General features: G+C 71.9%; 22 protein-coding genes. 2 read left to right on the top strand and 20 right to left on the bottom strand.

The genetic code is table 11. The features are described from left to right. Positions 1–2: 2 nt before the first annotated feature. The 16 genes from E3O41_RS04060 to prmC form a co-directional block, all read right to left on the bottom strand. Complete coding sequence (locus tag E3O41_RS04060) at positions 3–2,774, bottom strand: FtsK/SpoIIIE domain-containing protein (RefSeq protein ID WP_067025773.1); 2,772 nt, start codon at positions 2,772–2,774, stop codon at positions 3–5. A 144-nt stretch (positions 2,775–2,918) separates the two neighbouring features. Continuing rightward, a complete protein-coding gene (locus tag E3O41_RS04055; protein ID WP_067025771.1) occupies positions 2,919–3,758 on the bottom strand; it encodes a PP2C family protein-serine/threonine phosphatase in 840 nt (279 codons plus the stop codon). 125 nt (positions 3,759–3,883) lie between these two features. Continuing rightward, complete coding sequence (locus E3O41_RS04050) at positions 3,884–4,636, bottom strand: hypothetical protein (RefSeq protein WP_067025769.1); 753 nt, start codon at positions 4,634–4,636, stop codon at positions 3,884–3,886. Between the two features lie 109 nt (positions 4,637–4,745). Continuing rightward, the gene (locus E3O41_RS04045; protein WP_067025767.1) at positions 4,746–5,498 is read right to left on the bottom strand and encodes a YaaA family protein; all 753 of its coding nucleotides are present in this window, start codon (positions 5,496–5,498) and stop codon (positions 4,746–4,748) included. Beyond that, positions 5,495–5,755: a F0F1 ATP synthase subunit epsilon gene (locus E3O41_RS04040; protein WP_067025765.1), complete on the bottom strand. Its 261-nt coding sequence runs from the start codon at positions 5,753–5,755 to the stop codon at positions 5,495–5,497. Before E3O41_RS04040 ends, E3O41_RS04045 begins: the two co-directional genes overlap by 4 nt. Before the next feature lie 2 nt (positions 5,756–5,757). Continuing rightward, positions 5,758–7,209 carry a F0F1 ATP synthase subunit beta gene (gene atpD / locus E3O41_RS04035; RefSeq protein ID WP_067025763.1) on the bottom strand — a complete coding sequence of 484 codons (1,452 nt, stop codon included), beginning with the start codon at positions 7,207–7,209 and terminating at the stop codon, positions 5,758–5,760. A gap of 29 nt (positions 7,210–7,238) precedes the next feature. Further along, positions 7,239–8,138: a F0F1 ATP synthase subunit gamma gene (locus E3O41_RS04030; RefSeq protein ID WP_067025761.1), complete on the bottom strand. Its 900-nt coding sequence runs from the start codon at positions 8,136–8,138 to the stop codon at positions 7,239–7,241. Between the two features lie 21 nt (positions 8,139–8,159). Further along, a complete protein-coding gene (gene atpA / locus E3O41_RS04025) occupies positions 8,160–9,803 on the bottom strand; it encodes a F0F1 ATP synthase subunit alpha (protein ID WP_067025759.1) in 1,644 nt (547 codons plus the stop codon). 63 nt (positions 9,804–9,866) lie between these two features. Further along, positions 9,867–10,652, bottom strand: a complete 786-nt coding sequence (locus E3O41_RS04020; RefSeq protein WP_067025757.1) for a F0F1 ATP synthase subunit delta — start codon at positions 10,650–10,652, stop codon at positions 9,867–9,869. Further along, positions 10,652–11,206 (bottom strand): F0F1 ATP synthase subunit B, encoded by a 555-nt coding sequence (locus E3O41_RS04015; RefSeq protein ID WP_067025755.1) that lies wholly within the window; start codon positions 11,204–11,206, stop codon positions 10,652–10,654. The genes E3O41_RS04020 and E3O41_RS04015 overlap by 1 nt, the downstream gene beginning before the upstream one ends. Positions 11,207–11,240: 34 nt before the next feature. After that, on the bottom strand, positions 11,241–11,480 hold the full coding sequence (gene atpE / locus E3O41_RS04010) for an ATP synthase F0 subunit C (RefSeq protein ID WP_135012035.1): 240 nt from the start codon (positions 11,478–11,480) through the stop codon (positions 11,241–11,243). A 43-nt stretch (positions 11,481–11,523) separates the two neighbouring features. Continuing rightward, on the bottom strand, positions 11,524–12,303 hold the full coding sequence (atpB, locus tag E3O41_RS04005; RefSeq protein ID WP_240482336.1) for a F0F1 ATP synthase subunit A: 780 nt from the start codon (positions 12,301–12,303) through the stop codon (positions 11,524–11,526). 191 nt (positions 12,304–12,494) lie between these two features. After that, positions 12,495–12,962: a Cg1360 family ATP-synthase-associated protein gene (locus E3O41_RS04000; protein WP_067025749.1), complete on the bottom strand. Its 468-nt coding sequence runs from the start codon at positions 12,960–12,962 to the stop codon at positions 12,495–12,497. After that, a complete protein-coding gene (locus tag E3O41_RS03995) occupies positions 12,962–14,131 on the bottom strand; it encodes an MraY family glycosyltransferase (protein ID WP_067025746.1) in 1,170 nt (389 codons plus the stop codon). The genes E3O41_RS04000 and E3O41_RS03995 overlap by 1 nt, the downstream gene beginning before the upstream one ends. Then, positions 14,128–14,967, bottom strand: coding sequence for an L-threonylcarbamoyladenylate synthase (locus tag E3O41_RS03990; protein ID WP_083990899.1), 840 nt, complete (start codon positions 14,965–14,967; stop codon positions 14,128–14,130). Before E3O41_RS03990 ends, E3O41_RS03995 begins: the two co-directional genes overlap by 4 nt. A gap of 28 nt (positions 14,968–14,995) precedes the next feature. Further along, a complete protein-coding gene (gene prmC / locus E3O41_RS03985; RefSeq protein WP_135012033.1) occupies positions 14,996–15,883 on the bottom strand; it encodes a peptide chain release factor N(5)-glutamine methyltransferase in 888 nt (295 codons plus the stop codon). 128 nt (positions 15,884–16,011) lie between these two features. Here prmC and cysK point away from each other — a divergent pair, with 128 nt between their 5' ends. Together cysK and epsC are read left to right on the top strand one after the other, a co-directional pair. Then, positions 16,012–16,950, top strand: a complete 939-nt coding sequence (gene cysK / locus E3O41_RS03980) for a cysteine synthase A (RefSeq protein ID WP_135012031.1) — start codon at positions 16,012–16,014, stop codon at positions 16,948–16,950. Positions 16,951–16,969: 19 nt separating this feature from the next. Beyond that, a complete protein-coding gene (epsC, locus tag E3O41_RS03975; RefSeq protein WP_067025739.1) occupies positions 16,970–17,533 on the top strand; it encodes a serine O-acetyltransferase EpsC in 564 nt (187 codons plus the stop codon). A 142-nt stretch (positions 17,534–17,675) separates the two neighbouring features. Here epsC and E3O41_RS03970 read toward each other — a convergent pair whose 3' ends face one another. The 4 genes from E3O41_RS03970 to E3O41_RS03955 all read right to left on the bottom strand — a co-directional run bounded on the left by E3O41_RS03970 (position 17,676) and on the right by E3O41_RS03955 (position 21,160). Beyond that, positions 17,676–19,058, bottom strand: a complete 1,383-nt coding sequence (locus E3O41_RS03970; protein ID WP_067025736.1) for an amidase — start codon at positions 19,056–19,058, stop codon at positions 17,676–17,678. Between the two features lie 109 nt (positions 19,059–19,167). After that, positions 19,168–19,935 (bottom strand): ABC transporter permease, encoded by a 768-nt coding sequence (locus E3O41_RS03965; protein ID WP_276204027.1) that lies wholly within the window; start codon positions 19,933–19,935, stop codon positions 19,168–19,170. Continuing rightward, entirely contained in the window at positions 19,935–20,687 is a 753-nt protein-coding gene (locus E3O41_RS03960; RefSeq protein WP_067026026.1) for an ABC transporter ATP-binding protein, read from the bottom strand. Before E3O41_RS03960 ends, E3O41_RS03965 begins: the two co-directional genes overlap by 1 nt. A 104-nt stretch (positions 20,688–20,791) precedes the next feature. Continuing rightward, positions 20,792–21,160: a DUF1048 domain-containing protein gene (locus E3O41_RS03955; RefSeq protein ID WP_067025733.1), complete on the bottom strand. Its 369-nt coding sequence runs from the start codon at positions 21,158–21,160 to the stop codon at positions 20,792–20,794. Positions 21,161–21,162: the final 2 nt, after the last annotated feature.

The raw sequence follows: 21,162 nt of genomic DNA, 5'->3' as shown, positions 1-21,162 counted from the left end.
ACTCACGGCAGCACCACCCGCTCGGGCGCGGCGCCCTCGACGACCCGCCACGCGCGCGAGGCGCGGGGACGGGCGTAGGGCGGGAGATCCCGCTCCCCCGCGATCGTGCGCAGCTCGGCGGCGCACTCGGCGCCGAACACCAGCTCGCCGGTGCGGCGCACGTCGCGCAGCAGCGTGGCGTGGCGCAGCCAGGTGTCGCCGTCGCCCGCGATCGCCACGCGGGCCGACCCGGCCGTCAGCTCGTCGAGCCGGGCGCCGGGCTCCAGCCCGTCCAGCGCCACCACGCGGACGCCGCGGCCCCAGGACTGCGCGAATCCGGCGGCCCGCGATGCCGCCCCGCGCACGATGAGCCCGGTGACGGGCGCGGCCGGGTGCCAGATCGCGTCCGCCGGCGCCGGCGCCCCGTCGGCGCGAGGCTCGCCCGGCCAGGCGAGCTGCACCTCGCGCCCGTCGATCACCGCGCGCCCGGGCCCGCGACCCGGGGCGAACTCGGCCCCCTCACCACCGGCAGCCACGTGATCGGCGCGCGACGGCAGCGGCAGGATCACCCGGCGCGGCAGCAGGTCGAGCAGCCGCGCCACCGGCCCGGACGCGCGGGCCGCGGTGCACACGAGCATCGAGCGGCGCGCTCCCGCGTCGCGCGCGAGGGTCTCGAGGCGCGCGAGAAGCTCGCCGGCGTACTCGGCGGGATAGCGTCCCAGGAGGGCGTCGACGTCGTCGATCGCGACGACCGCCGGGGCGGCACGCAGCGCCAGCTCGACGGCGTCCCAGGCCGCCTCCGCGTCGGGCGGCACGATCAGGCTCTCGCCCGGTCTCGTCTGGTCGGCGATGAGCCGCACCGCCGCGCTCTTGCCCGTGCCGCCCGCGCCGATCACCGCGACGCCGCGATCCACGCCGTGGCGGAGCAGGACCGGCTCCTGCCGCTGGCGATCGGGCTCATCGGCGAGCCCCAGGAGGATCCCGGGCGGCGCGTCGGACTGCGCCCGCAACTCGGCCAGCGGCAGCAGTCCCGGCAGGGGCGGCAGCCAGGGCGCGTCGGGGGCCGCGGAGCCCGGGCCGATCGCGGCGAGATCGGCCACGCCGGTGCGGGCGATCCGGCACGTCACCGGCGCGGCGTCGCCCGCCCGGCGCACCAGCGCGATGCCGCGCGATGCGGCGTCGCCGGGGAGCGTGGCGGCGCCGTCCGTGCCGATCACCAGGCGACTGTCGGACGCGTCGGTCACCCGCAGCGCCACCCGCAGCGGGCAGTTCGCCAGCAGCGAGTCGCGGAACACCCCGGCCGCCCGCTGCGTGCCCAGGATGAGGTGCATGCCGAGGGCCCGTCCGCGCGCGGCGATGTCGGTGAACAGCGCCGAGAGGTCGCCGTGATCCTGCAGCAGCGCGGCGAACTCGTCGACGACGATCACGAGGCGCGGCATCGCGACGCGCGGATCGGCGACGTCGCGCGCACCGATCCGGGCGAGCTCGCCCTCGCGGCGGCGCAGCTCCGCCCGCAGGCTCTCGACCGCCCGCCGCGCACCGGCGCCGTCGAGGTCGGTGACGACACCGGCGACGTGCGGCAGGCCCGCGAGGGCCTCGAACGCCGTGCCGCCCTTGAAGTCGGCCAGCAGGAAGGTCACGCGATCGGGCCCGAGCCGGCGCGACAGCGACGCGACCCACGTGGTCAGCAGCTCGCTCTTCCCCGCGCCGGTCATGCCGACCACGACCGCGTGGGGGCCGTCGGCGACGAGATCCACCACGACGTCGCCGCCGACCCCGCGCCCGATCACGGCGGCGAGCCCGCGGTCGGAGGCCGGCGGGTCGGCGAGCTCGCCGAGCGCCAGCGGCGCGGGCACGCCGCCGCTCACCCGCCCCGCCAGCGCCTCGCACAGCTCGCGGGCCTGCCCCGCAGACAGGGCCTCGGCGACGAGCTCGACCGGCTCGCCCGCGGCGGCGGCCGTCGCGTCGAGCACGCGCCCCGCCAGGGGCCGGTCCGGTTCGAGCTCGAGCACCCGCGCGCAGCCGACCGGCACCGGCTCGCGCGGGCTGACCGCCGCGATGACGATGTCGGCGGCGCCGGCCGGTGCCGCGCCCCATGTCAGGGCCGCGCGCAGCGGCGCCTGCGAGCGGCGATGCGGCAGGGCGGCGAACGCCGCATCCTCCTCCGCCGGGACGGCGACGACCGACAACTCGCCCGGTCCCGCGCGCAGGCACAGCTGCATCAGCAGCGCCCGCGCGACCGCCCGGGCCGCGATCGGCTCCCCCTGCACGCACACGCCGCCGACCGCCGGCACCGCGACCGGGGCATGGTCGATCCGCTCGGCACGGGCGCGCAGGCGCTCGGCGCGCTCCCCCTCGCCGCCGCTGACGCGCACGGCGCTCGCCACCCGGCCGAGCCCGAGCACCAGCTCGTCGGGCCCGCGCGTCCAGGGCGCCCGCTCGTCGGCCAGCGTCACGACATCGGGCCGCGCGGCCTCGAGCAGGCGGCGCTCGGCCTCGTGGCGGCGGGCGATCTCGCCCTCCGCGCGCTCGCACGCCTCGTCGAGCTCGCGCGCCGCGGCTCGGCGCTCGCGTCGGCGCACCCGCGCGGCGTCGGCGAGGGCGGCGACGGCCATGAGGGGCCCCAGCGCGGCGAACAGCAGCATGAACGCCGATCCCGTGACGAGCCACATCACGACGGCTCCGACGATCGGCACGATCGACGCGATGAGGGGCAGCGGTCCGCGTCGCGTGGGCGGGGCGGGCGAGGGCAGCTCGATCGGGGCGGCGGTGCGCGGGAAGGCGGTGTCGGTCACCCTCCCAGCCCAGCGCGCCGGCGCCGCCGGCGGGGGACATCGGGCCGATCTGTGGACGCCGACACGCCCATCGGGCCCTGTGAGCGAGGGGCAGGGACCGCACGCGGCGCGAGGACCGCAATCCGGCCCCGCCGCGCACCGGCGTCAGGCCGCTTCGTCGTCCTCGGCCGCGCCCTCATCCGCCTCGTCCTCGGCGTCGTCCGAGGAGGCCTCGGTCACGGCGACGTCCACGACGACGATCGAGATGTTGTCGCGCCCGCCGTTCTCGAGCGCCGCCTCGAGCATCGCGTCGACGGCATCGGCGGGGTTGGGGTTCTCGCGCAGGAAGTGCAGGATCCCGTAGTCGGTGAGCTCCTTGGTGAGCCCGTCCGAGCAGATGACGAAGCGATCGCCGTCGACGACCTCGACGCGCACGTAGTCGGGCACGACGCTCTCGCTGGGGCCGACGGCGCGCGTGATGACGTTGCCGTAGGGGTGGCTCTCGGCCTCCTCGGGGCTGAGCCGCCCGGCCTGCACGAGCTCCTGGACGAGCGAGTGATCGGTCGTGATCTGGATGAGCGCCTCGTCGCGCTGCAGGTACACGCGCGAGTCGCCGATGTTGAGGACGACCCAGGACTCGGGCTCGGCCGGGTCGAGGTAGATGCCGGTCACGGTCGTGCCCGTGCCGTCGTCGGTGGTCTCGGGGTGATCGGCGATGTCGTGCACCGCGGCGCTGAGCGCGCCCTCGATCGACTCCGGGGTGATCTCGCCCGACTCGGCGACGTCCGACAGCCGCGAGATGGTGTTCGCGCTGGCGATCTCGCCGCCGATGTGGCCGCCCATCCCGTCGGCGACGACGAACAGCGGGCAGGCCATGAGGATCGCGTCCTGGTTGACCTCGCGCTTGCGGCCGCGATCCGTCGCGCCCGCCCACGTCAGCAGCGCCTCGGCGCCGCTCGAGAGCGGCACGCTCTGGGTCTGCGCCGTTGTGGTCGCGTCGGGCACGAATCGGCCTCCTGGTCGGTCGAGGTCGCGCGGCGGACCCCGGAGCGGGCTCGGCGACGTCGGTGTTCACATCATAGTCGCGCGCGTTGCACGCCTTCTGTCATCGCGCTGTCCCGAGCTCGCGCCTACGACGGCGGATTCTGCGGCGTGGTCGGCGGCGCCGGCGGGTCGAAGGGCGGCGGGGTCGTGGGCGGCGGCGTCGGCGGCTGCGGCGGCGCGAGCGGATCGGACGCCGCCGGCGGGCGGTTCGGGCCGGGCGCGTCGGCGGGACGCGGCGGCACGAGCGGGTCGGCGGGCGCGCCGGGGTGCGGCTGCGCCGCGTAGCCCGGCTGCGGGGAGGGCTGCGGCGCGTAGCCCGGCTGCGCGTGCGCGTGCGCGTACGCGGCGGGCGCGGCGGTCGCCTGCGCGGGCACGCCCTCCCACGCGGTGCGGTCGGCCAGGAAGCCGTTGCCGGCCCAGGCGGCCGGCGGCACGCGCGGATCCCAGCGCGAACCGTCGAGCGCCACGATCCCGAGCCACACGAACGTGATCGGCGGGATGGCGAAGAGCACCACCCACCAGCTCTCCTTCTGCAGCTTGAGCCCGATCCGGTAGGCGGCCAGGCACATCATGACCCACACGAACAGGTTCACGATCGGCGCGAGGACGTCGATCCACCCCACGAGCACGAAGAGGAACAGGAACGGGTTCACGTCGCCGAGCTTGAGGAAGATCATCTGGCTGTAGAACGGCACCCACGCGCGCCAGGCGCCCTGCACCCCGGCCTTGCGGAAGAGCGACATCGCGAAGGCCGACCACAGCAGGTAGGCGCCGACGGCGACGGCCAGTCCGGACATCAGCAGCACGATGCTGCCGAAGATGACGGCGATCAGTTCCATGGGATCCTCCCGGGACGCGCGCCGCCGGAGAGGCGGCGTCCGCCCACGATATCCGCGGTCGGACACCCGGCGACAGGGGGCTGACCGGAGGATCCGGGCCGGGTGATCCTCAGACCACGAGCTCCGTCTCGCCCGATCGCTCCCCCGGGCGCAGCGCCACGCCGGCCTCGCTCCCCCACGCAATGAAGTCGGCGACCGAGGCGAGCTCGGGCCGGCGCAGGCACAGCAGCCGAGTGAGCTCGCCCTTGGCCTTCTTGTTGAAGTGATTGAGCGCCCGCGTGGCCCCGTCGGGCCCCTCGGTCACGACCCGCACGTACGTCGAGGCGACCGTCTCGGGCACCGGCCCGAGCGCCGCGTACGCCTCGGAACGCAGATCGATCACGAGCCCCGCCACCGCGGACAGCGCCGCCGTGGTGGGCTCGGCCCACAGGCGGCGCAGCGGCGGCAGGCCGGGCAGCGACGTGCCGGCGGCGAGCCGATAGGCGGGGACGGCGTCCAGCGCGCCCACCGGACCGAACGGCGCGGTGTGGATGAGCACGTGCGCCCCGAGCCACGAGCGCGCGGCGTTGTCGAAGGTGCCGGCATCGAGCGCGTCGAAGAGCACGCCCGTGTAGCGATCCGCGGCGGGCATGGTCGGCGACGTGCGCAGCGCGGCGTTGTCGTCGATCGCGCCCAGCTGGCGGGGCGAGAGCTTCAGCACGCGCGCGCACGCGTCCGGATCCGCGGCGAGGGCCACCAGAGACGCCGCGACGGCCTCGCGCTGCGGTGCGAGCACCGGCAGTGCGAGGCCGTCGAGAGCGAGCGGCTCACCCGATCCGCCTGCCCGCTTCGTCTCCGAAGGGGGCAGCAGGACCGTGGTCAGGACGCGAGCGCGGCGTGACCCGCGACGATCGTCACCCGGTCGGACTCGACCGACACGAAGCCGTCGCCGGCCGTCGCCTCGATCACCGAGTCATCGGTCTGCGTGATGCGGACGGGTCCGTCGCCGAGGATCGCCAGCACGGGCTCGTGACCGGTCATGAAGCCGATCTGGCCCTCCGTGGTCGTGGTGACCACGAGCTTCGCCTCGCCGCTCCAGACCTCCGCCTCGGCGGAGACCAGGCTGACCTGAAGGGCCATGATCAGCCGTTCTCCTTCTGGATCTGCGCCCACTTGGCCTCGACGTCGCTGATGCCGCCGACGTTGAAGAACGCCTGCTCGGCGACGTGGTCGAACTCGCCCTTGACGATCGCGTCGAACGACTCGATGGTCTCCTTGAGCGGAACGGTCGAGCCCTCCACACCGGTGAACTTCTTCGCCATGTAGGTGTTCTGCGAGAGGAACTGCTGGATGCGGCGCGCGCGGGCGACGACGATCTTGTCCTCTTCCGAGAGCTCGTCGACACCGAGGATCGCGATGATCTCCTGCAGCTCCTTGTTCTTCTGCAGGATCTGCTTCACGCTCGTCGCGACGCGGTAGTGGTCCTCGCCGAGGTAGCGGGGGTCCATGATGCGGCTCGTCGACGTGAGCGGGTCGATGGCGGGGTACAGACCCTTCGACGCGATCTCACGCGAGAGCTCCGTCGTCGCGTCGAGGTGCGCGAACGTCGTGGCGGGGGCCGGGTCGGTGTAGTCGTCGGCCGGCACGTAGATCGCCTGCATCGAGGTGATCGAGTGACCGCGCGTCGAGGTGATGCGCTCCTGGAGCACGCCCATCTCGTCGGCGAGGTTGGGCTGGTAGCCCACGGCCGAGGGCATGCGGCCCAGCAGGGTCGACACCTCGGAGCCCGCCTGCGTGAAGCGGAAGATGTTGTCGATGAACAGCAGCACGTCCTGCTGCTGCACGTCGCGGAAGTACTCGGCCATGGTCAGGGCCGAGAGGGCGACGCGCAGACGCGTCCCCGGCGGCTCGTCCATCTGGCCGAACACGAGGGCGGTCTTGTCGAAGACGCCCGCGTCCTCCATCTCGTGGATGAGGTCGTTGCCCTCACGGGTGCGCTCGCCGACACCGGCGAACACCGATACACCACCGTGGTCCTGCGCGACGCGCTGGATCATCTCCTGGATGAGGACGGTCTTGCCGACGCCCGCACCGCCGAAGAGGCCGATCTTTCCACCCTGCACGTAGGGGGTGAGGAGGTCGATCGACTTGATGCCCGTCTCGAACATCTGCGTCTTCGACTCGAGCAGGTCGAAGTTCGGCGCCTTGCGGTGGATCGGCCAGCGCTCGGTCACCTCGAACGTCTCGCCCTCCTCGAGGTTGAGGACGTTGCCCGTGACGTCGAACACCTTGCCCTTGGTGATGTCGCCGACCGGCACCGAGATGGGGGCGCCCGTGTCGCGCACCTCCTGGCCGCGGACCATGCCGTCCGTCGGCTTCAGCGAGATGGCGCGCACGACGTCGTCGCCGAGGTGCTGGGCGACCTCGAGGGTGATCTCGGTCGACTGCTCGCCGATCGTGATCGTCGTCTTGAGCGCGTTGTACATGTCGGGGATCGAGTCGTGGGGGAACTCGATGTCGACGACCGGCCCCGTGACGCGAACGACGCGCCCGACGACCGCGGTGCTGGTCTCAGCCGTGGCGGTGGAGGTCATGTTGTCTCTTCCTTCTTGGAAATCTGCGATCAGTGGGCCAGCGCGTCGGCACCGCCGACGATCTCGGCGATCTGCTGGGTGATCTCGGCCTGTCGCGCGTTGTTGCGCAGACGGGTGTAGTCGGTGATCAGCTTGTCGGCGTTGTCGCTGGCCGACTTCATCGCCTTCTGCGTGGCGGCCTGCTTGGCGGCGGCCGACTGCAGAAGCGCGTTGAAGATGCGGCTCTGGATGTACACCGGCAGGAGCTTGTCGAGCACGAGCTCGGGCTCCGGCTCGAACTCGTACAGCGGGAAGATCTCCGCCTCGGCGGGGACGTCGGCCTCGCCGGCCTCGACCACCTCGAGCGGGAGCAGGCGCACCGACTCGGGCGACTGCGTCATCATGCTGACGAAGCGGTTGTAGACGACGTGGATCTCGTTGACCCCGCCCTCCGACTCGTCGAGCAGGTACGCGTCGAGCAGGGCCTTGGCGATCTCCTCGGCCGTGTCGAAGTGCGGCGTGTCGGCGTCGCCGATCCACTGCTGCGCGCTGGCGAGACGGCGGAACTGGAAGTAGCCGACCGCCTTGCGACCGAAGAGGTAGAAGACGACCTCCTTGCCCTCCGAGCGCAGCAGCTCGGCCAGCTCCAGCGCCTCGCGGATCACCTGCGAGTTGAAGGCGCCCGCGAGGCCGCGGTCGCTCGTCAGCAGCAGGATCGCCGAGCGCGTGACCGTCTCCGGCTCGCGCGTCAGCACGTGGTCGATGTCGCTGTGCGTGGCGACGGCCGAGACGGCACGAGTGACCGCGCGGGAGAAGGGCGACGACGCGCGCACGCGCGCCATCGCCTTCTGGATCCGCGAAGCCGCGATGAGCTCCATCGCCTTCGTGATCTTCTTGGTCGTCTGAGCAGAAGCGATCTTCTGCTTGTACTCCCTGAGTTGTGCGCCCATATGCGTCTTCTCCGGAAGGCGTTACGCCTTGCGGCCCTTGACGATCTGCTCCTGGCCGACGTCCTCGTGCTCGGCGGCGCCGACCTCCTCGTGGCCGGGCGCGGCGATGTTCACGCCCTTGCCCGAGCGGAACTCGAGCACGAAGTCGTCGACGACCTTCTCGAGCTCGGCCTTCGTGTCGTCCTCGAGCTTGCCCGTCGCCTTGAGGGCGTCGATGATGCCCGTGTTGCGACGCACGTGGTCGAGCAGCTGACGCTCGAAGCGCAGCACGTCCTCCACCGGGATGGTGTCGAGCTTGCCGTTGGTGCCGGCCCAGATCGAGATGACCTGCTCCTCGACGGGGTACGGCGAGTACTGCGGCTGCTTGAGCAGCTCGGTCAGGCGCGCACCGCGGTCGAGCTGACGACGCGAGGCCGCGTCGAGGTCGGACGCGAACATCGCGAACGCCTCGAGCGAGCGGTACTGGGCGAGCTCGAGCTTGAGCGTGCCGGAGACCGACTTGATGTGCTTCAGCTGCGCGTCGCCGCCGACTCGCGAGACCGAGATACCCACGTCGACCGCGGGGCGCTGGTTCGCGTTGAACAGGTCGGACTGCAGGAAGATCTGGCCGTCGGTGATCGAGATCACGTTGGTCGGGATGTACGCCGAGACGTCGTTGGCCTTGGTCTCGATGATCGGCAGACCCGTCATCGAACCGGCGCCCAGCTCGTCCGAGAGCTTCGCGCAGCGCTCGAGCAGACGCGAGTGCAGGTAGAAGACGTCACCCGGGTAGGCCTCGCGCCCCGGCGGGCGGCGCAGCAGCAGCGACACGGCGCGGTAGGCCTCGGCCTGCTTCGACAGGTCGTCGAACACGATGAGGACGTGCTTGCCCTGGTACATCCAGTGCTGGCCGATGGCCGAGCCCGTGTACGGGGCCAGGTACTTGAAGCCGGCCGGGTCGGAGGCGGGGGCCGCGACGATGGTGGTGTACTCCATCGCGCCGGCCTCCTCGAGGGCGCCCTTCACCGAGGCGATGGTCGAGCCCTTCTGGCCGATCGCGACGTAGATGCAGCGGACCTGCTTGTCGGGGTCGCCCGAGGCCCAGTTGTCCTTCTGGTTGATGATCGTGTCGATCGCGATCGCGGTCTTGCCGGTCTGGCGGTCGCCGATGATCAGCTGACGCTGGCCGCGGCCGATCGGGATCATGGCGTCGATCGCCTTGATGCCGGTCTGCATCGGCTCGTGCACCGACTTGCGCTGCATGACGCCGGCGGCCTGGAGCTCGAGCTCGCGCTCGCCCTCGATGCCGGTGATCTCGCCAAGGCCGTCGATCGGGTTGCCGAGCGGGTCGACCACGCGGCCGAGGTAGCCCTCGCCCACGGGGACCGAGAGCACCTTGCCGGTGCGGGTGACCTGCTGGCCCTCCTCGATGCCCGCGAACTCGCCGAGCACGACCGTACCGATCGTCTGCTCCTCGAGGTTCTGGGCGAGGCCGAGCGTGCCGTCCTCGAAGCGGATGAGCTCGTTCGCCATGACGCCGGGCAGGCCCGACACGTGGGCGATGCCGTCAGCGGCGTCGACGACGGTGCCGACCTCGGCCGCGGCGGAACTCGACGGCTCGTACGCGGCGGCGAAGTCCTTCAGCGCGTCACGGATGACGTCGGGGCTGATGGTGATGTCTGCCATTGTCTTCCTTCGTTCGGTGGGACCCGGAGGTCCCGAAGTCTCCGCCGGGGCGGGAAGTCGGTGTCAGCCGGCCAGCTTCTGGCGCAGGTCGGTGAGGCGCGCGGAGATGCTGCCGTCGATGACGTCATCGGCGATCTGCACGCGGATGCCGCCGACGACGTCGGCGTCGATGATCTGGTTGAGCGCGATCTCGCCGCCGTAGCTGCGCGAGAGGCTCGCCGTGAGGCGCTGCGCCTGGTCGTCGGTGAGCGGGCGCGCCGTCGTCACGGTCGCGACCGTGCGGCCCGTCTGCGCCGCGACGGTGCGGATGACGTCGCTGAGCAGGCTGCGGACGCGGCGGCCGCGCAGCTCGCGCACGAGCTCCGAGACGATGAGGATCGTCGTCTCGCTCGCCTTCCCCGCCAGCAGCTTCTCGATGAGGGCCGACTTGGCGGCCGGGTCGCCGAGGGTGCTGCCGAGCGCGAGCTCGAGCTCGGGGTTCGAGGCGATCAGGCGCGTGACGCCGAACAGCTCGCCGGCGACGTCGGCGGTCTTCTCCGCCTTCGCCGCGGCACGGACGGCGAGATCCTCGATGCCCTCGATCAGATCGCGGCGCGAGGACCAGCGCTGCGCGGCGGCCGCGGCGATGACGTTGCGAGCCCCCGCCGACAGCTTGCCGAACACCGAGGCGACGAGCGCCGTACGGGCCTCCGGACCGGCCGAGTGATCGGCGAGCGCGCCGCTCAGCTGCGGCGAGCCGGCCACGGCGCGCGCGGCAGCGAACAGATCGCGCGCCGTGGCGGCGCCGATCCGCTGCTTGTCGAGCACGGCGACCGATGCCGCGAGTGCCTGAGTGGTCGCGCTGCCCATTACTTCGCGGCCTCCTGCGACGCCTCGAGGTCGGCGAGGAAGCGGTCGACGACCGACTTCGCCTTCTCGTCGTCGCTCAGGGTCTCGCCGATCACGTTGCCCGCGAGGTCGAGGGCGATGCCGCCCACCTCGCTGCGCAGCGAGATGAGGGTGGCCTGACGCTCCGCCTCGATCTGCGCCTGAGCGGCCGCCTGGATGCGGTCGGCCTCGGCGGCGGCCTGCGCCTTCGCCTCGGCGACGATCTTCTTGGCGTTCTCGGTGGCGGCCTCGCGGATCTCACCGGCCTGCACGCGCGCCTCGGCGAGCTGCTTGGTGTACTCCTCGAGCGCGGCCTCGGCCTCCTTCTGGGCGGCGTCGGCCTTCTCGATGTTGCCCTCGATGGCCTCGGCGCGCGCGTCGAGGACCTTGTTCAGACGCGGGATCGCGACGAAGATGACCACGACCAGGACGATCGCCAGACACACGGCCGACCAGATGATGTCGTACGCGTGCGGGAGGAGCGGGTTGGTCGTGTGACCCTCCTCCGCCGCGACGGTGACAAGAGCGTTCAGCACCCTGTCTCCTTCTCTGTGAGTCGCGGAAAGGGGATCAGACCGCAGCGAAGATGAACGGCGTCACGATGCCGATCAGCGCGAGGATCTCGATGAAGGCAAGACCGATCCACATGGTCTGCTGGAACTTGCCGGCAAGCTCGGGCTGACGGGCGGTCGACTCGATGACCTTGCCGAAGAGAATGCCCAGACCGATGGCCGGACCGATCGCCGCGAGGCCGTAGCCCACGGTGGCGATGTTGCCCTCAATGGCGGCGAGAACCGTCGTTGCGTCCACTGGATATTTCCTTTCTTAGGGCGATCAGCCGGTTGACTGACCGTCAGTGCTCGTCCGCGAGCGACAGCTGGATGTACACCGCGGTGAGGATGGTGAAGACGTAGGCCTGGAGGAAGGCGACGAACAGCTCGAAGAGCATGAACAGCAGGCCCATGGCGAACGAGCCGATCGAGAACACGCCCATCAGGCTCGGCAGGCTCAGCACGAAGAAGTTGGTCGCCGCGAAGAACAGGGCGAGCATGAAGTGCCCGACCATCATGTTCATCAGCAGTCGCAGCGTGAGCGAGACCGGACGCACGATGAAGGTCGAGATGAACTCGATGACCATGATCATCGGCGCCAGGTAGATCGGCACGCCGCCGGGCAGGAGCGAGTTCTTGAGGTAGCGGAACGCGCCGTGCTTCTTGATGCCCGCGTAGATGAAGACCACGTACGCGACAAGCGCGAACACGAGCGGGGCGCCGATCACCGAGGTGCCGGCGATGTTGATGCCCGGCACGACGCCCGTCACGTTCATGAAGAGGATCGTGAGGAACATCGCCGTCAGCAGCGGCACGAAGCGCCGGCCGTCCTTCTCGCCGAGGAGGTCGTAGGCGATGTTGTTGCGCACGAAGCCGAAGCCGAACTCGAGCACGCTCTGGAAGCGGCCCGGCACGACCGTGAGGCGGCGGGTGCCGAGCACCAGGAGGAGGACCAGCACGATCGTCGCGAGCACCTGCGCGAGGTTGATTCGCGTCATGATGTCGACGCCACCGATGGTGAGGATCGCGTCCGGGAAGAAGTCGGTGATCGACGGCGGGGTGAAAACGTTGCCGTCGGCCATCGGGACGATCATCGTCGCTTGAGTCAACTCGGTGGCTCCAGCTTCTCGCCCAGAGAGCAACCGGGCGGGTAAGTCGGTGGTGGGTGTGTCATCCGCGGGACCACAGCGCTTGCGCCGCCTGCCAGCCGCGAGGACTCTCCCAGCCTAGCAGGATTCCGGCCCGCCTTTTGACACGCTGTAGAAGTCGCGGATCAGGGCCGCGGCGACTCCTCGTCGTCGCCGGGCAGGGCGACGTCGCTGGCGCCCGAGATGCGCATGCGCGTGACGATGATCACGTCGATGACGAGCGACGCCACGGCCGCGGCCACGAGCGCGACGTAGAAGACGATGAGGTTCACCCACGGCAGGCCGAGCACGACGGCGATCGCGACGAGGAACACGACGACCTTGACGATGAACACGCCCATCGTGATGCCGAAGAACATCTGCAGGAACTGGGGCGTGCCGTACCAGCGGTTGCCGAAGAGCATGCTCGCGACGGTGATGATCGGGAAGAGGGCGCCGATGAGCGCGCCCAGCACCCCGCTCCACAGTCCCTGCGAGCCGTCGACGATCAGGCCGACGACGGCGGCCGCGACGAGCACCACGGCGCCGGCGACCGTGGTCCACAGGAGGCCGGCGCGGAAGGTCGGGTTGCTGGAGATGGTCTTGCGGGGCATCAGGAGGCCTTCACTGTGTCGGGGGTCGTGGGGAGCGCGCCCGGCCGGGTGCGGCGGCTCGGCGTGAGCGTGACGACGAGGCACGCGGCCACGCCGAGCAGGCCGAAGCCGACGCCGGGGAGGTACTCCCCCGGCCAGTCCTCGCGCGCGCCGAGGTACATCAGCAGCACCGCGAGGCTGAAGATGCCGGTCCAGGCATAGAAGATGAGCACGGCGTCGCGGTCGCTGTGCCCCATGTCGAGCATGCGGTGGTGGAGGTGCTTGCGGTCGGCCGAGAACGGCGACTTGCCCGCGCGCAGGCGGCGAATGATCGCGAGGCCGAAGTCGAGCAGCGGCAGCATCACCACGACGATCGGCAGCAGGATCGGCAGGAAGGCACCGACCAGCTGCGAGCGCCCGAGCCGATCGTCCTCGAGCATGGCGGGGTCGAACTGGCCCGTGATCGCGATCGCGCTCGTGGCCATGAGCAGGCCCAGGACGAGCGCGCCCCCGTCGCCCATGAAGAGCTTGGCGCCGTTCCAGTTCATGGGGAGGAATCCCGCGCACGCGCCGACGAGCACGACGGCGAGGAAGGTCGCCAGGTTGAAGTACGTGCTGTTGCCGGTGTCGCGCACCAGCACGTACGAGTACACGAAGAACATCGTGTTGGCGATGAGGCACACGCCCGCCACGAGGCCGTCCAGGCCGTCGATGAAGTTGACGGCGTTCATGACCACGACGATCGCGAACATCGTCAGCGCGATGCTCAGCCAGCTCGAGCCGACCCAGAGGTCGCCGAGCGGCAGCGTGTAGATCTGCAGCCCGCCGCCGACCGCGATGATCCCCGCCGCCAGGAACTGCGCCGCGAGCTTGATCATCCAGTCCAGGTCGAGCAGGTCGTCGAGCACGCCGACCACGACCGTCAGCGCGGCCGCTCCGAGGATCGACCACATCACGCGCGAGTCGGCCCAGATGATGCCGAAGAACGGGTTGGCCGACGAGACGAGCATGGCCGTCACGATCGCGATGAACATGGCCACGCCGCCGAGCCGCGGGGTCGGCACGGTGTGGACGTCGCGATCGCGGATGCCCGGATACAGCTTGAACCGCAGCGCGAGTCGCCAGATCGCCCAGGCCAGGGCGAGGGTGAGCGCGGCCGTGAGGATGAGCGTGAAGACGTACTGCCTCACGCGCTCTCCTGACCGCTCCCCTGCTGGGTCTGGGATTCCCTGCTGCGCTGCAGCGCCGCCGCGAACGCCGATCGCGGGTCGCCCGGCGCACCGTCCGGCCGCGGGGCCTCGCTCTCGGGGTTCGCGACGGTGTCGGGCTCGGGGGTCTCGCCGGTCTCGCCCTCGGCGGGGGCGAGAAGCGAGCCGAGCACCTCGCGCAGCGCCTCGCGCGAGACGGCGCCCTCGCGCAGCACGCGCACCTCGCGCGCGGCCGGCTCGGTGGCCGTCACGAGCGAGGTCGCGTCGATGATCGTCGAGGCGATGCCCGTCTCGCTGGGGCCGGCGTCGAGGTAGACGGCCACGGAGTCGCCGAGCATGTCCTGCGCCGCCCCCGCCGACACCGCGGCCGGGAGCTTGGTGCGGTTCGCGCTCGAGACGGCCAGCGGCCCGGTCTCCTCGAGCAGCTCGAGCGCGATCGGGTGATTCGGCATGCGGACCGCCACGGTGCCCTCGGTGTCGCCGAGGTCCCACGACAGCGACGGCTGCGCGGGCAGCACGATCGTGAGCCCGCCGGGCCAGAACCGGTCGACGAGCGCGTCGACCTCGACGGGAACGGACTCCACGAGCGCGGCGAGCGCGGCGCGGCCCGAGACGAGCACGGGCGGCGGCTGCTGGCGTCCGCGCCCCTTGGCCTTGAGCAGGCCGGCGACGGCGGCGGGGCTGAAGGCGTCGGCGGCGACGCCGTAGACGGTGTCGGTCGGGATGACCACGAGCTGCCCGCGTGCGATCGCCTGGCGCGCCTGGCGCATACCGGTGAGCAGCTGCGCGGAGTCGGCGCAGTCGAAGACGGGGGACATCGCCGATCAGTCTACGTCGCGCGCCCGCTCAGGGCCGGATCGCCGTGGTTGCGCGGTCGCGCTGCGTGAGGTCGGGGTGGGTGGCCGCGGCGCGCCAGCCGTCGGCGGTGAGCAGCTCGCGGATCGGCCGCCCCTGCCATTCGCCGTGCTCGATGACGATCGTGCCGCCCGGGCGCACGAGCCCGAGCGCGCGCGCGCTGAGGGCGCGGACGATGTCGAGCCCGTCGGGGCCGCCGTACAGGGCCGCTTCGGGATCGTGGAAGCGGACCTCGGGATCGCGCGGGATGGCGTCGTCGGGCACGTAGGGCGGGTTCGTGACGAGCACGGCGACCGTGCCGTCGAGCTCCGGGAGCGCGCGCGTGGCGTCGTCGAACACGAGCCGCAGGTTGTCGGCGGCGACGCGGGCCGCGTTCTGCTTCGCCCACACGAACGCGTCGACGGAGTTCTCCACCCCGATCACGCGGGCGTGCGGCACCTCGGTGGCGAGGGCGAGCGCGATCGCCCCGCTGCCGGTGCACAGGTCCACCGCGATCGGCTCGGCGTCGGGCACGGCGCGCAGCGCGTCGATCGCCAGCTGCGCGACCATCTCGGTCTCGGGCCGCGGCACGAACACGCCGGGACCGACCGCGAGCTCCAGGTGGCGGAACGGCGCGACGCCCGTGATGTGCTGCAGCGGCTCGCGCGCGGCGCGGCGGGCGATGAGCTCCTCGAGAGCCGCGGACTCGTCGCCGGAAAGCGCGTCGCCGCGCAGGGCGGACGCCTGCACCTCGCCCCGGCCGACGCCGCGCAGGTGTGCGAGCAGCAGCTCGGCGTCCACATCCGGGTCGGGCACGCCGGCGCGCGCGAGCCGGGCGGCGGCGTCGCGCAGCGCCTCGCGGACGGAGGCGCGCGACACGGCGGGTTCGAGGGCGGTCACGGGGCGCAAGCCTAGCCGCGCGACCTGAACGGCGGGTCCGCCCGTCACAGTGTTACGGGGGCCTGTCCGCGCCGGTCCCTCCGGCCATAGGCTTGCGACATCCGTCCCACTCCGTGAAAGGTGGCGCCATGCCCGGCATCCACAACGACATCACCTCGGCGTTCGGCAACACCCCGCTCGTGCGCCTGAACCGCGTGCCGGGAGACGCCGGCGCTACGGTGCTCGCCAAGCTCGAGTACTACAACCCCGGATCGAGCGTGAAGGACCGCCTCGGCATCGCCCTCGTCGACGCCGCCGAGGAGTCGGGCCAGCTGCAGCCGGGCGGCACGATCGTCGAGGCCACCAGCGGCAACACCGGCATCGCGCTCGCCCTCGTGGGCGCCGCGCGCGGCTACAAGGTGGTCCTCACGATGCCCGCGTCGATGTCGAAGGAGCGCCGCTCGCTGCTGAAGCGCTTCGGCGCCGAGCTGGTGCTCACCGATCCCACCGGCGGCATGAAGGCGGCCGTCGCCGAGGCCGAGCGCATCGTCGCCGAGACGCCCGGCGCGATCCTCGCCAAGCAGTTCGAGAACGCCGCCAACCCGGCGATCCACCGCAAGACGACGGCCGAGGAGATCTGGCGCGACACCGACGGCAAGGTCGACATCTTCGTCGCCGGCGTCGGCACCGGCGGCACCATCACCGGTGTCGGCCAGGTGCTCAAGGAGCGCAACCCCGACGTGAAGATCGTCGCCGTCGAGCCCACCGCCTCGCCGCTGCTGTCGACCGGCACCCCCGGCCCGGCGAAGATCCAGGGCATCGGCCCGAACTTCGTGCCGCCGATCCTCGACACCACCGTCTACGACGAGGTCGCGACCGTCGAGTTCGAGGACGCGATCGACACCGCCCGCGCGCTCGCCGCGCAGGAGGGCCTGCTCGTCGGCATCTCGTCGGGCGCCGCCGCCTGGGCCGCGATCCAGGAGGCCAAGAAGCCCGAGAACGCCGGCAAGAACATCGTCGTGATCATCCCCGACACCGGAGAGCGCTACATCTCCACGGGGCTGTTCGACGACCTCCGCGAGGAGTGATCCCGGGATAATCGATCCCATGGGACTGAACGTCCGCGAGGATGTCGAAGCCGCGCGTCGCCGTGATCCGGCGGCGCGCGGCTTCCTCGAGATCGTGCTGCTCTACCCGGGGCTGCACGCGATCTGGGCGCACCGGGTGTGGCACGCGCTGTGGCGCCGCGGCCTGCGCTTCGTGGCCAGGGCGGGGTCGCAGCTGACCCGCTGGCTCACGGGCATCGAGATCCACCCGGGCGCGACGATCGGCCGCCGCTTCTTCATCGATCACGGCATGGGCGTGGTCATCGGCGAGACCGCCGAGGTGGGCGACGACGTCATGCTGTACCACGGCGTCACGCTCGGCGGACGCTCGCTCGCCAAGGGCAAGCGTCACCCCACCCTCGGCGACGGCGTGGCCGTGGGCGCCGGCGCGAAGATCCTCGGCCCGGTGACGATCGGCGCGCACTCCGTGGTCGGCGCCAACGCCGTCGTCACCCGCGACGCTCCGCCGCACAGCGTGCTGCTGGGCATCCCGGCCAAGGTCCGCGCGCGCGGCACCGGCGAGGACGCCCGCAAGTACCTCCAGGCCCCGGAGTACATGATCTGACGCGCCCGGGGTCGTCTCGACTCCGCCGCTCCGGTCGACGAGCCGAAACCCCTCACGGCTCGTCGACCGAGCGAAGCGAGCGGAGACGGATCGAGCGAGCGAAGCGAGTCGAGATCTGAGCGGGGGCTCGTCCGGCGTCGACTCAGGGCCAGGGCAGCGGGCCGCGGCCGGCCTCGAGCTGCGCGGCGAGCGCGAGGATCGTCGCCTCGCCGCCGGGCCGGCCGATGAGCTGCACGCTCACGGGTCGGCCCTGCGTCGTCACCGGGACCGAGATGGCCGGCAGGCCCGCGACGTTGACGAAGCTCGTATGCGGCGCGTACTGGCACTGGCGCGCGAAGTCGCCCTCGGGATCGCCGGCCTCCCCGAACCACCCGATCGGCTGCGGATCGAGGGCGAGGGCCGGGGTGAGGATCGCGTCGTAGGGCGCGAAGGCGGCGATCGTCGCGCGCTCGAACGCCGCCGCGGCCTGGTAGGCGCCGATCACCCGCTCGGCCGACAGCGCGCGCCCCTCGCGCACGAGCCAGGCCGTGAGCGGTCCGGCCAGTGCATCGAGCTCGTCGTCGGCGATGGGGATGCGCGCGGCGGCGGCGCGCCAGATCGTCGTGAAGAGCTCCGGATAGCCCTGCGGTCGCCAGTCCAGCTCGGTCACCTCGTGGGCGCCGAGCAGCGCGATCGCCCGCTCCAAGGCGCCGCGCGCCGACGGCGAGAGCGTGGTGTCGGTCCAGCCGTCCCACGGGCTCACGGTGGTGACCCCGATCCGAAGCCGCCCCGGATCGCGCCGGGCGGACGCCGCGAACGGCCCCTCCCCCGGCGCCCGGGTCGCGTACTCGTACGGCGCCGACCCGGCGAGCGCATCGAGCAGGTACGCCGCGTCCGCCACCGTGCGGGCGATCGGACCGGCGACGGCCAGCCCGCCCGGCGCATCGAGGCCGGAGCCGAACGGCAGCCGCCCGCGCGAGGGCTTGAGCCCCACGACGCCGACGGTCGCGGCGGGGATGCGGATCGACCCGCCGCCGTCCGAGGCGGGCGCCGCCGGGAGCAGGCCGGCCGCCACGGCGACGGCCGCTCCCCCGCTCGAGCCCCCGGCGCCCGTGGCGGGGTCCCAGGGATTGCGGGCCGGCGGCGCGACGAGCGACTCGGTGTAGCCGGTGAGGCCGAACTCCGGGGTGTTGGTCTTGCCGACGCTGATCGCCCCGAGCCGGTCGAGCGCCTCGGCGAGCGGATCGGATCGCTCCGGCACGAAGTCGGCGAAGGCCCGCGAGCCGTAGCGGGTGGGCACGCCGGCGCGGGCGGTGAGGTCCTTCTCCGCCAGCGGGACGCCCCACAGCGGCGGGGCGTCCTCGGGCGGTGCGCCGAGCGCCCGGGCCGCGTCGAGCGCCCGCTCGCGCGTCACCTCCACGAACGCGCCCAGCTGCGCGGCCGCGTCGATCCGTCCGAGGTGATGCTCGGCCGCCTCGACCGGCGTCACCTCGCCCCGGCGCAGCGCCTCGGCGAGACCGACCAGACCCAGCTCATGCAGTTCCACCCGCCCATCCTCTCGCGCCCGGGGGGCGGGGGCCGAAAACGGACGCCACACGCGAAAGCGCCTTCCCGGTCGACTCGGGAAGGCGCTCACGCGGGCTGGATCGGCAGGCTCACCGGGCCTTGCCCCGGTAGATGAGCGCCGCCGCGATCCACGCGACGGCGAGGATGCCGAGGCACCAGGCCAGCGCGATCCAGATCTCGACGCCGACGCTCTCACCGGCGAAGAGGGACCGGATCGTGTTCACGATCGAGGTGACGGGCTGGTTCTCGGCGAACCAACGGACGGGGCCGGGCATCGAGTCGGTCGGCGCGAAGGCCGAGCTGATGAACGGCAGGAAGATGAGCGGGTACGAGAACGCGCTCGCCCCCTCCACCGACTTCGCCGACAGGCCCGCGATCACCGCAACCCAGGTCAGCGCCAGCGTGAACAGCGCGAGGATGCCCGCCACGCCGAGCCACGCGAGCACGCTCGCGCCGGTGCGGAAGCCCATCAGCAGCGCCACCCCGATCACGAGCGCGACGGACACGAGGTTCGCGACGACCGAGGTCAGCACATGCGACCACAGCACGCTGGACCGCGCGATCGGCATGGAGCGGAAGCGCTCGAAGAGCCCGCCCTGCAGATCGAGGAACAGCCGGTAGGCCGTGTACGCGATCCCCGAGGCGATCGTGATGAGCAGGATGCCCGGGAGCATGTAGTCGATGTACGACTGGTCTCCCGGTGTCTGGATCGCGCCGCCGAAGACGAACACGAACAGCAGCATGATCGCGATCGGCGTGACCGCCGTCGTGATGATCGTGTCGGGACTGCGCAGGATGTGCCTCATCGAGCGCCCCGTGAGCGCGGCGGTGTCGCCGAGCACGTGTGCCATGGCCATCAGGCCGCCTCCTTCTTTCCGACGAGCCGGAGGAAGACGTCCTCCAGGCTCGGCTGCTTCTCGATGTACTCGACCTTCGCCGGCGGCATGAGCGCCTTGAGGTCGGCGAGGGTGCCGTGCACGAGGATGCGCCCCTCGTGCAGGATCGCGATGCGGTCGGCGAGCTGCTCGGCCTCGTCCAGATACTGGGTGGTGAGCAGGATCGTCGCGCCGCGGCCGGCGAGCTCGCGCACCGTGTCCCACACCTCGATGCGCGCCTCCGGATCGAGACCCGTGGTGGGCTCGTCCAGGAAGATGATCGGCGGCTCGCCGATCAGGCTCATCGCGATGTCGAGCCGGCGCCGCATGCCGCCCGAGTACGTGCCGGCGCGCCGCCCACCCGCCTCGGTGAGCGAGAACCGCGCCAGCAGCTCGTCGGCCACCCGGCCCGGATCGGGCAGGTGACGCAGCCGCGCCACGAGCGCCAGGTTCTCGCGCCCCGTGAGCACCTCGTCGACGGCCGCGAACTGGCCCGTGAGGCTGATCGCCTCGCGGACCGCCTGCCCGTCGGAGACGACGTCGTTGCCCGCGACGGTCGCGGTGCCGGCGTCGGGCCGCAGCAGGGTGCTGAGGATGCGCACGAGGGTGGTCTTGCCGGCCCCGTTCGAGCCGAGCAGGGCGAAGATCCCGCCCTGCTCGACCTCGAGGTCGACCCCCTTGAGCACCGCGAGCTCGCCGAACGACTTCTCGATGCCGGCGACGGTGATCGCGATGCGGTCTCGACTCGCGGAGACCCGCGCTGAGCCGTGTCGAAGTGTCGCTCGACCCGTCTCCACTCCGCGCCCGGCGGGCGCTCCGGTCGACGACCCGTGGGCGGTCACGATGCACCTCCCGCGTCGATGCCGTCGATCGCCTTCTTCAGGCGCTCCTTCTCCTTGGTGATCCAGCCGCCGTCCGAGTAGTTCGAGACGAACTCCTCGGCGAACTCGACCGGGTCGTCGCCCACGATGTCGCGGGTCGGCGTGCCCGCGGCGGCGTGCTCCTCGAAGAGGTCCGCCAGGTCGCCGAACATGCGCATCATGACCTCACCGTCGGCGATGCCGCCGGCGTACATCACGTAGCGGTCGAGCGCCTGCGCCGCGACGCGGTACTCGCCCGGCAGCGCCTCGAGGCGCGCCTTGTACTGCCGGTACTGCTTCTTCTGCTCGATCGAGCCCGTGAGCTTCTCGATCCATCCTGCTGCCATGG

The sequence above is a fragment of the Microbacterium sediminis genome (genome assembly GCF_004564075.1).
GTDB lineage: Bacteria > Actinomycetota > Actinomycetes > Actinomycetales > Microbacteriaceae > Microbacterium > Microbacterium sediminis.
Note: the sequence above shows the minus strand (reverse complement) of the source record. Positions and strands in the feature narration are given on the sequence as shown.

Excerpts from the sequence above, each read along its gene's own strand:
- E3O41_RS04050 (WP_067025769.1), bottom strand. The coding sequence starts at position 4,636 with ATGGAACTGATCGCCGTCATCTTCGGCAGCATCGTGCTGCTGATGTCC.
- E3O41_RS04040 (WP_067025765.1), bottom strand. The coding sequence starts at position 5,755 with ATGGCCCTTCAGGTCAGCCTGGTCTCCGCCGAGGCGGAGGTCTGGAGC.
- atpD (WP_067025763.1), bottom strand. The coding sequence starts at position 7,209 with ATGACCTCCACCGCCACGGCTGAGACCAGCACCGCGGTCGTCGGGCGC.
- E3O41_RS04030 (WP_067025761.1), bottom strand. The coding sequence starts at position 8,138 with ATGGGCGCACAACTCAGGGAGTACAAGCAGAAGATCGCTTCTGCTCAG.
- atpA (WP_067025759.1), bottom strand. The coding sequence starts at position 9,803 with ATGGCAGACATCACCATCAGCCCCGACGTCATCCGTGACGCGCTGAAG.
- E3O41_RS04020 (WP_067025757.1), bottom strand. The coding sequence starts at position 10,652 with ATGGGCAGCGCGACCACTCAGGCACTCGCGGCATCGGTCGCCGTGCTC.
- atpB (WP_240482336.1), bottom strand. The coding sequence starts at position 12,303 with ATGGCCGACGGCAACGTTTTCACCCCGCCGTCGATCACCGACTTCTTC.
- E3O41_RS04000 (WP_067025749.1), bottom strand. The coding sequence starts at position 12,962 with ATGCCCCGCAAGACCATCTCCAGCAACCCGACCTTCCGCGCCGGCCTC.
- E3O41_RS03990 (WP_083990899.1), bottom strand. The coding sequence starts at position 14,967 with ATGTCCCCCGTCTTCGACTGCGCCGACTCCGCGCAGCTGCTCACCGGT.
- cysK (WP_135012031.1), top strand. The coding sequence starts at position 16,012 with ATGCCCGGCATCCACAACGACATCACCTCGGCGTTCGGCAACACCCCG.
- epsC (WP_067025739.1), top strand. The coding sequence starts at position 16,970 with ATGGGACTGAACGTCCGCGAGGATGTCGAAGCCGCGCGTCGCCGTGAT.
- E3O41_RS03965 (WP_276204027.1), bottom strand. The coding sequence starts at position 19,935 with ATGGCCATGGCACACGTGCTCGGCGACACCGCCGCGCTCACGGGGCGC.
- E3O41_RS03955 (WP_067025733.1), bottom strand. The coding sequence starts at position 21,160 with ATGGCAGCAGGATGGATCGAGAAGCTCACGGGCTCGATCGAGCAGAAG.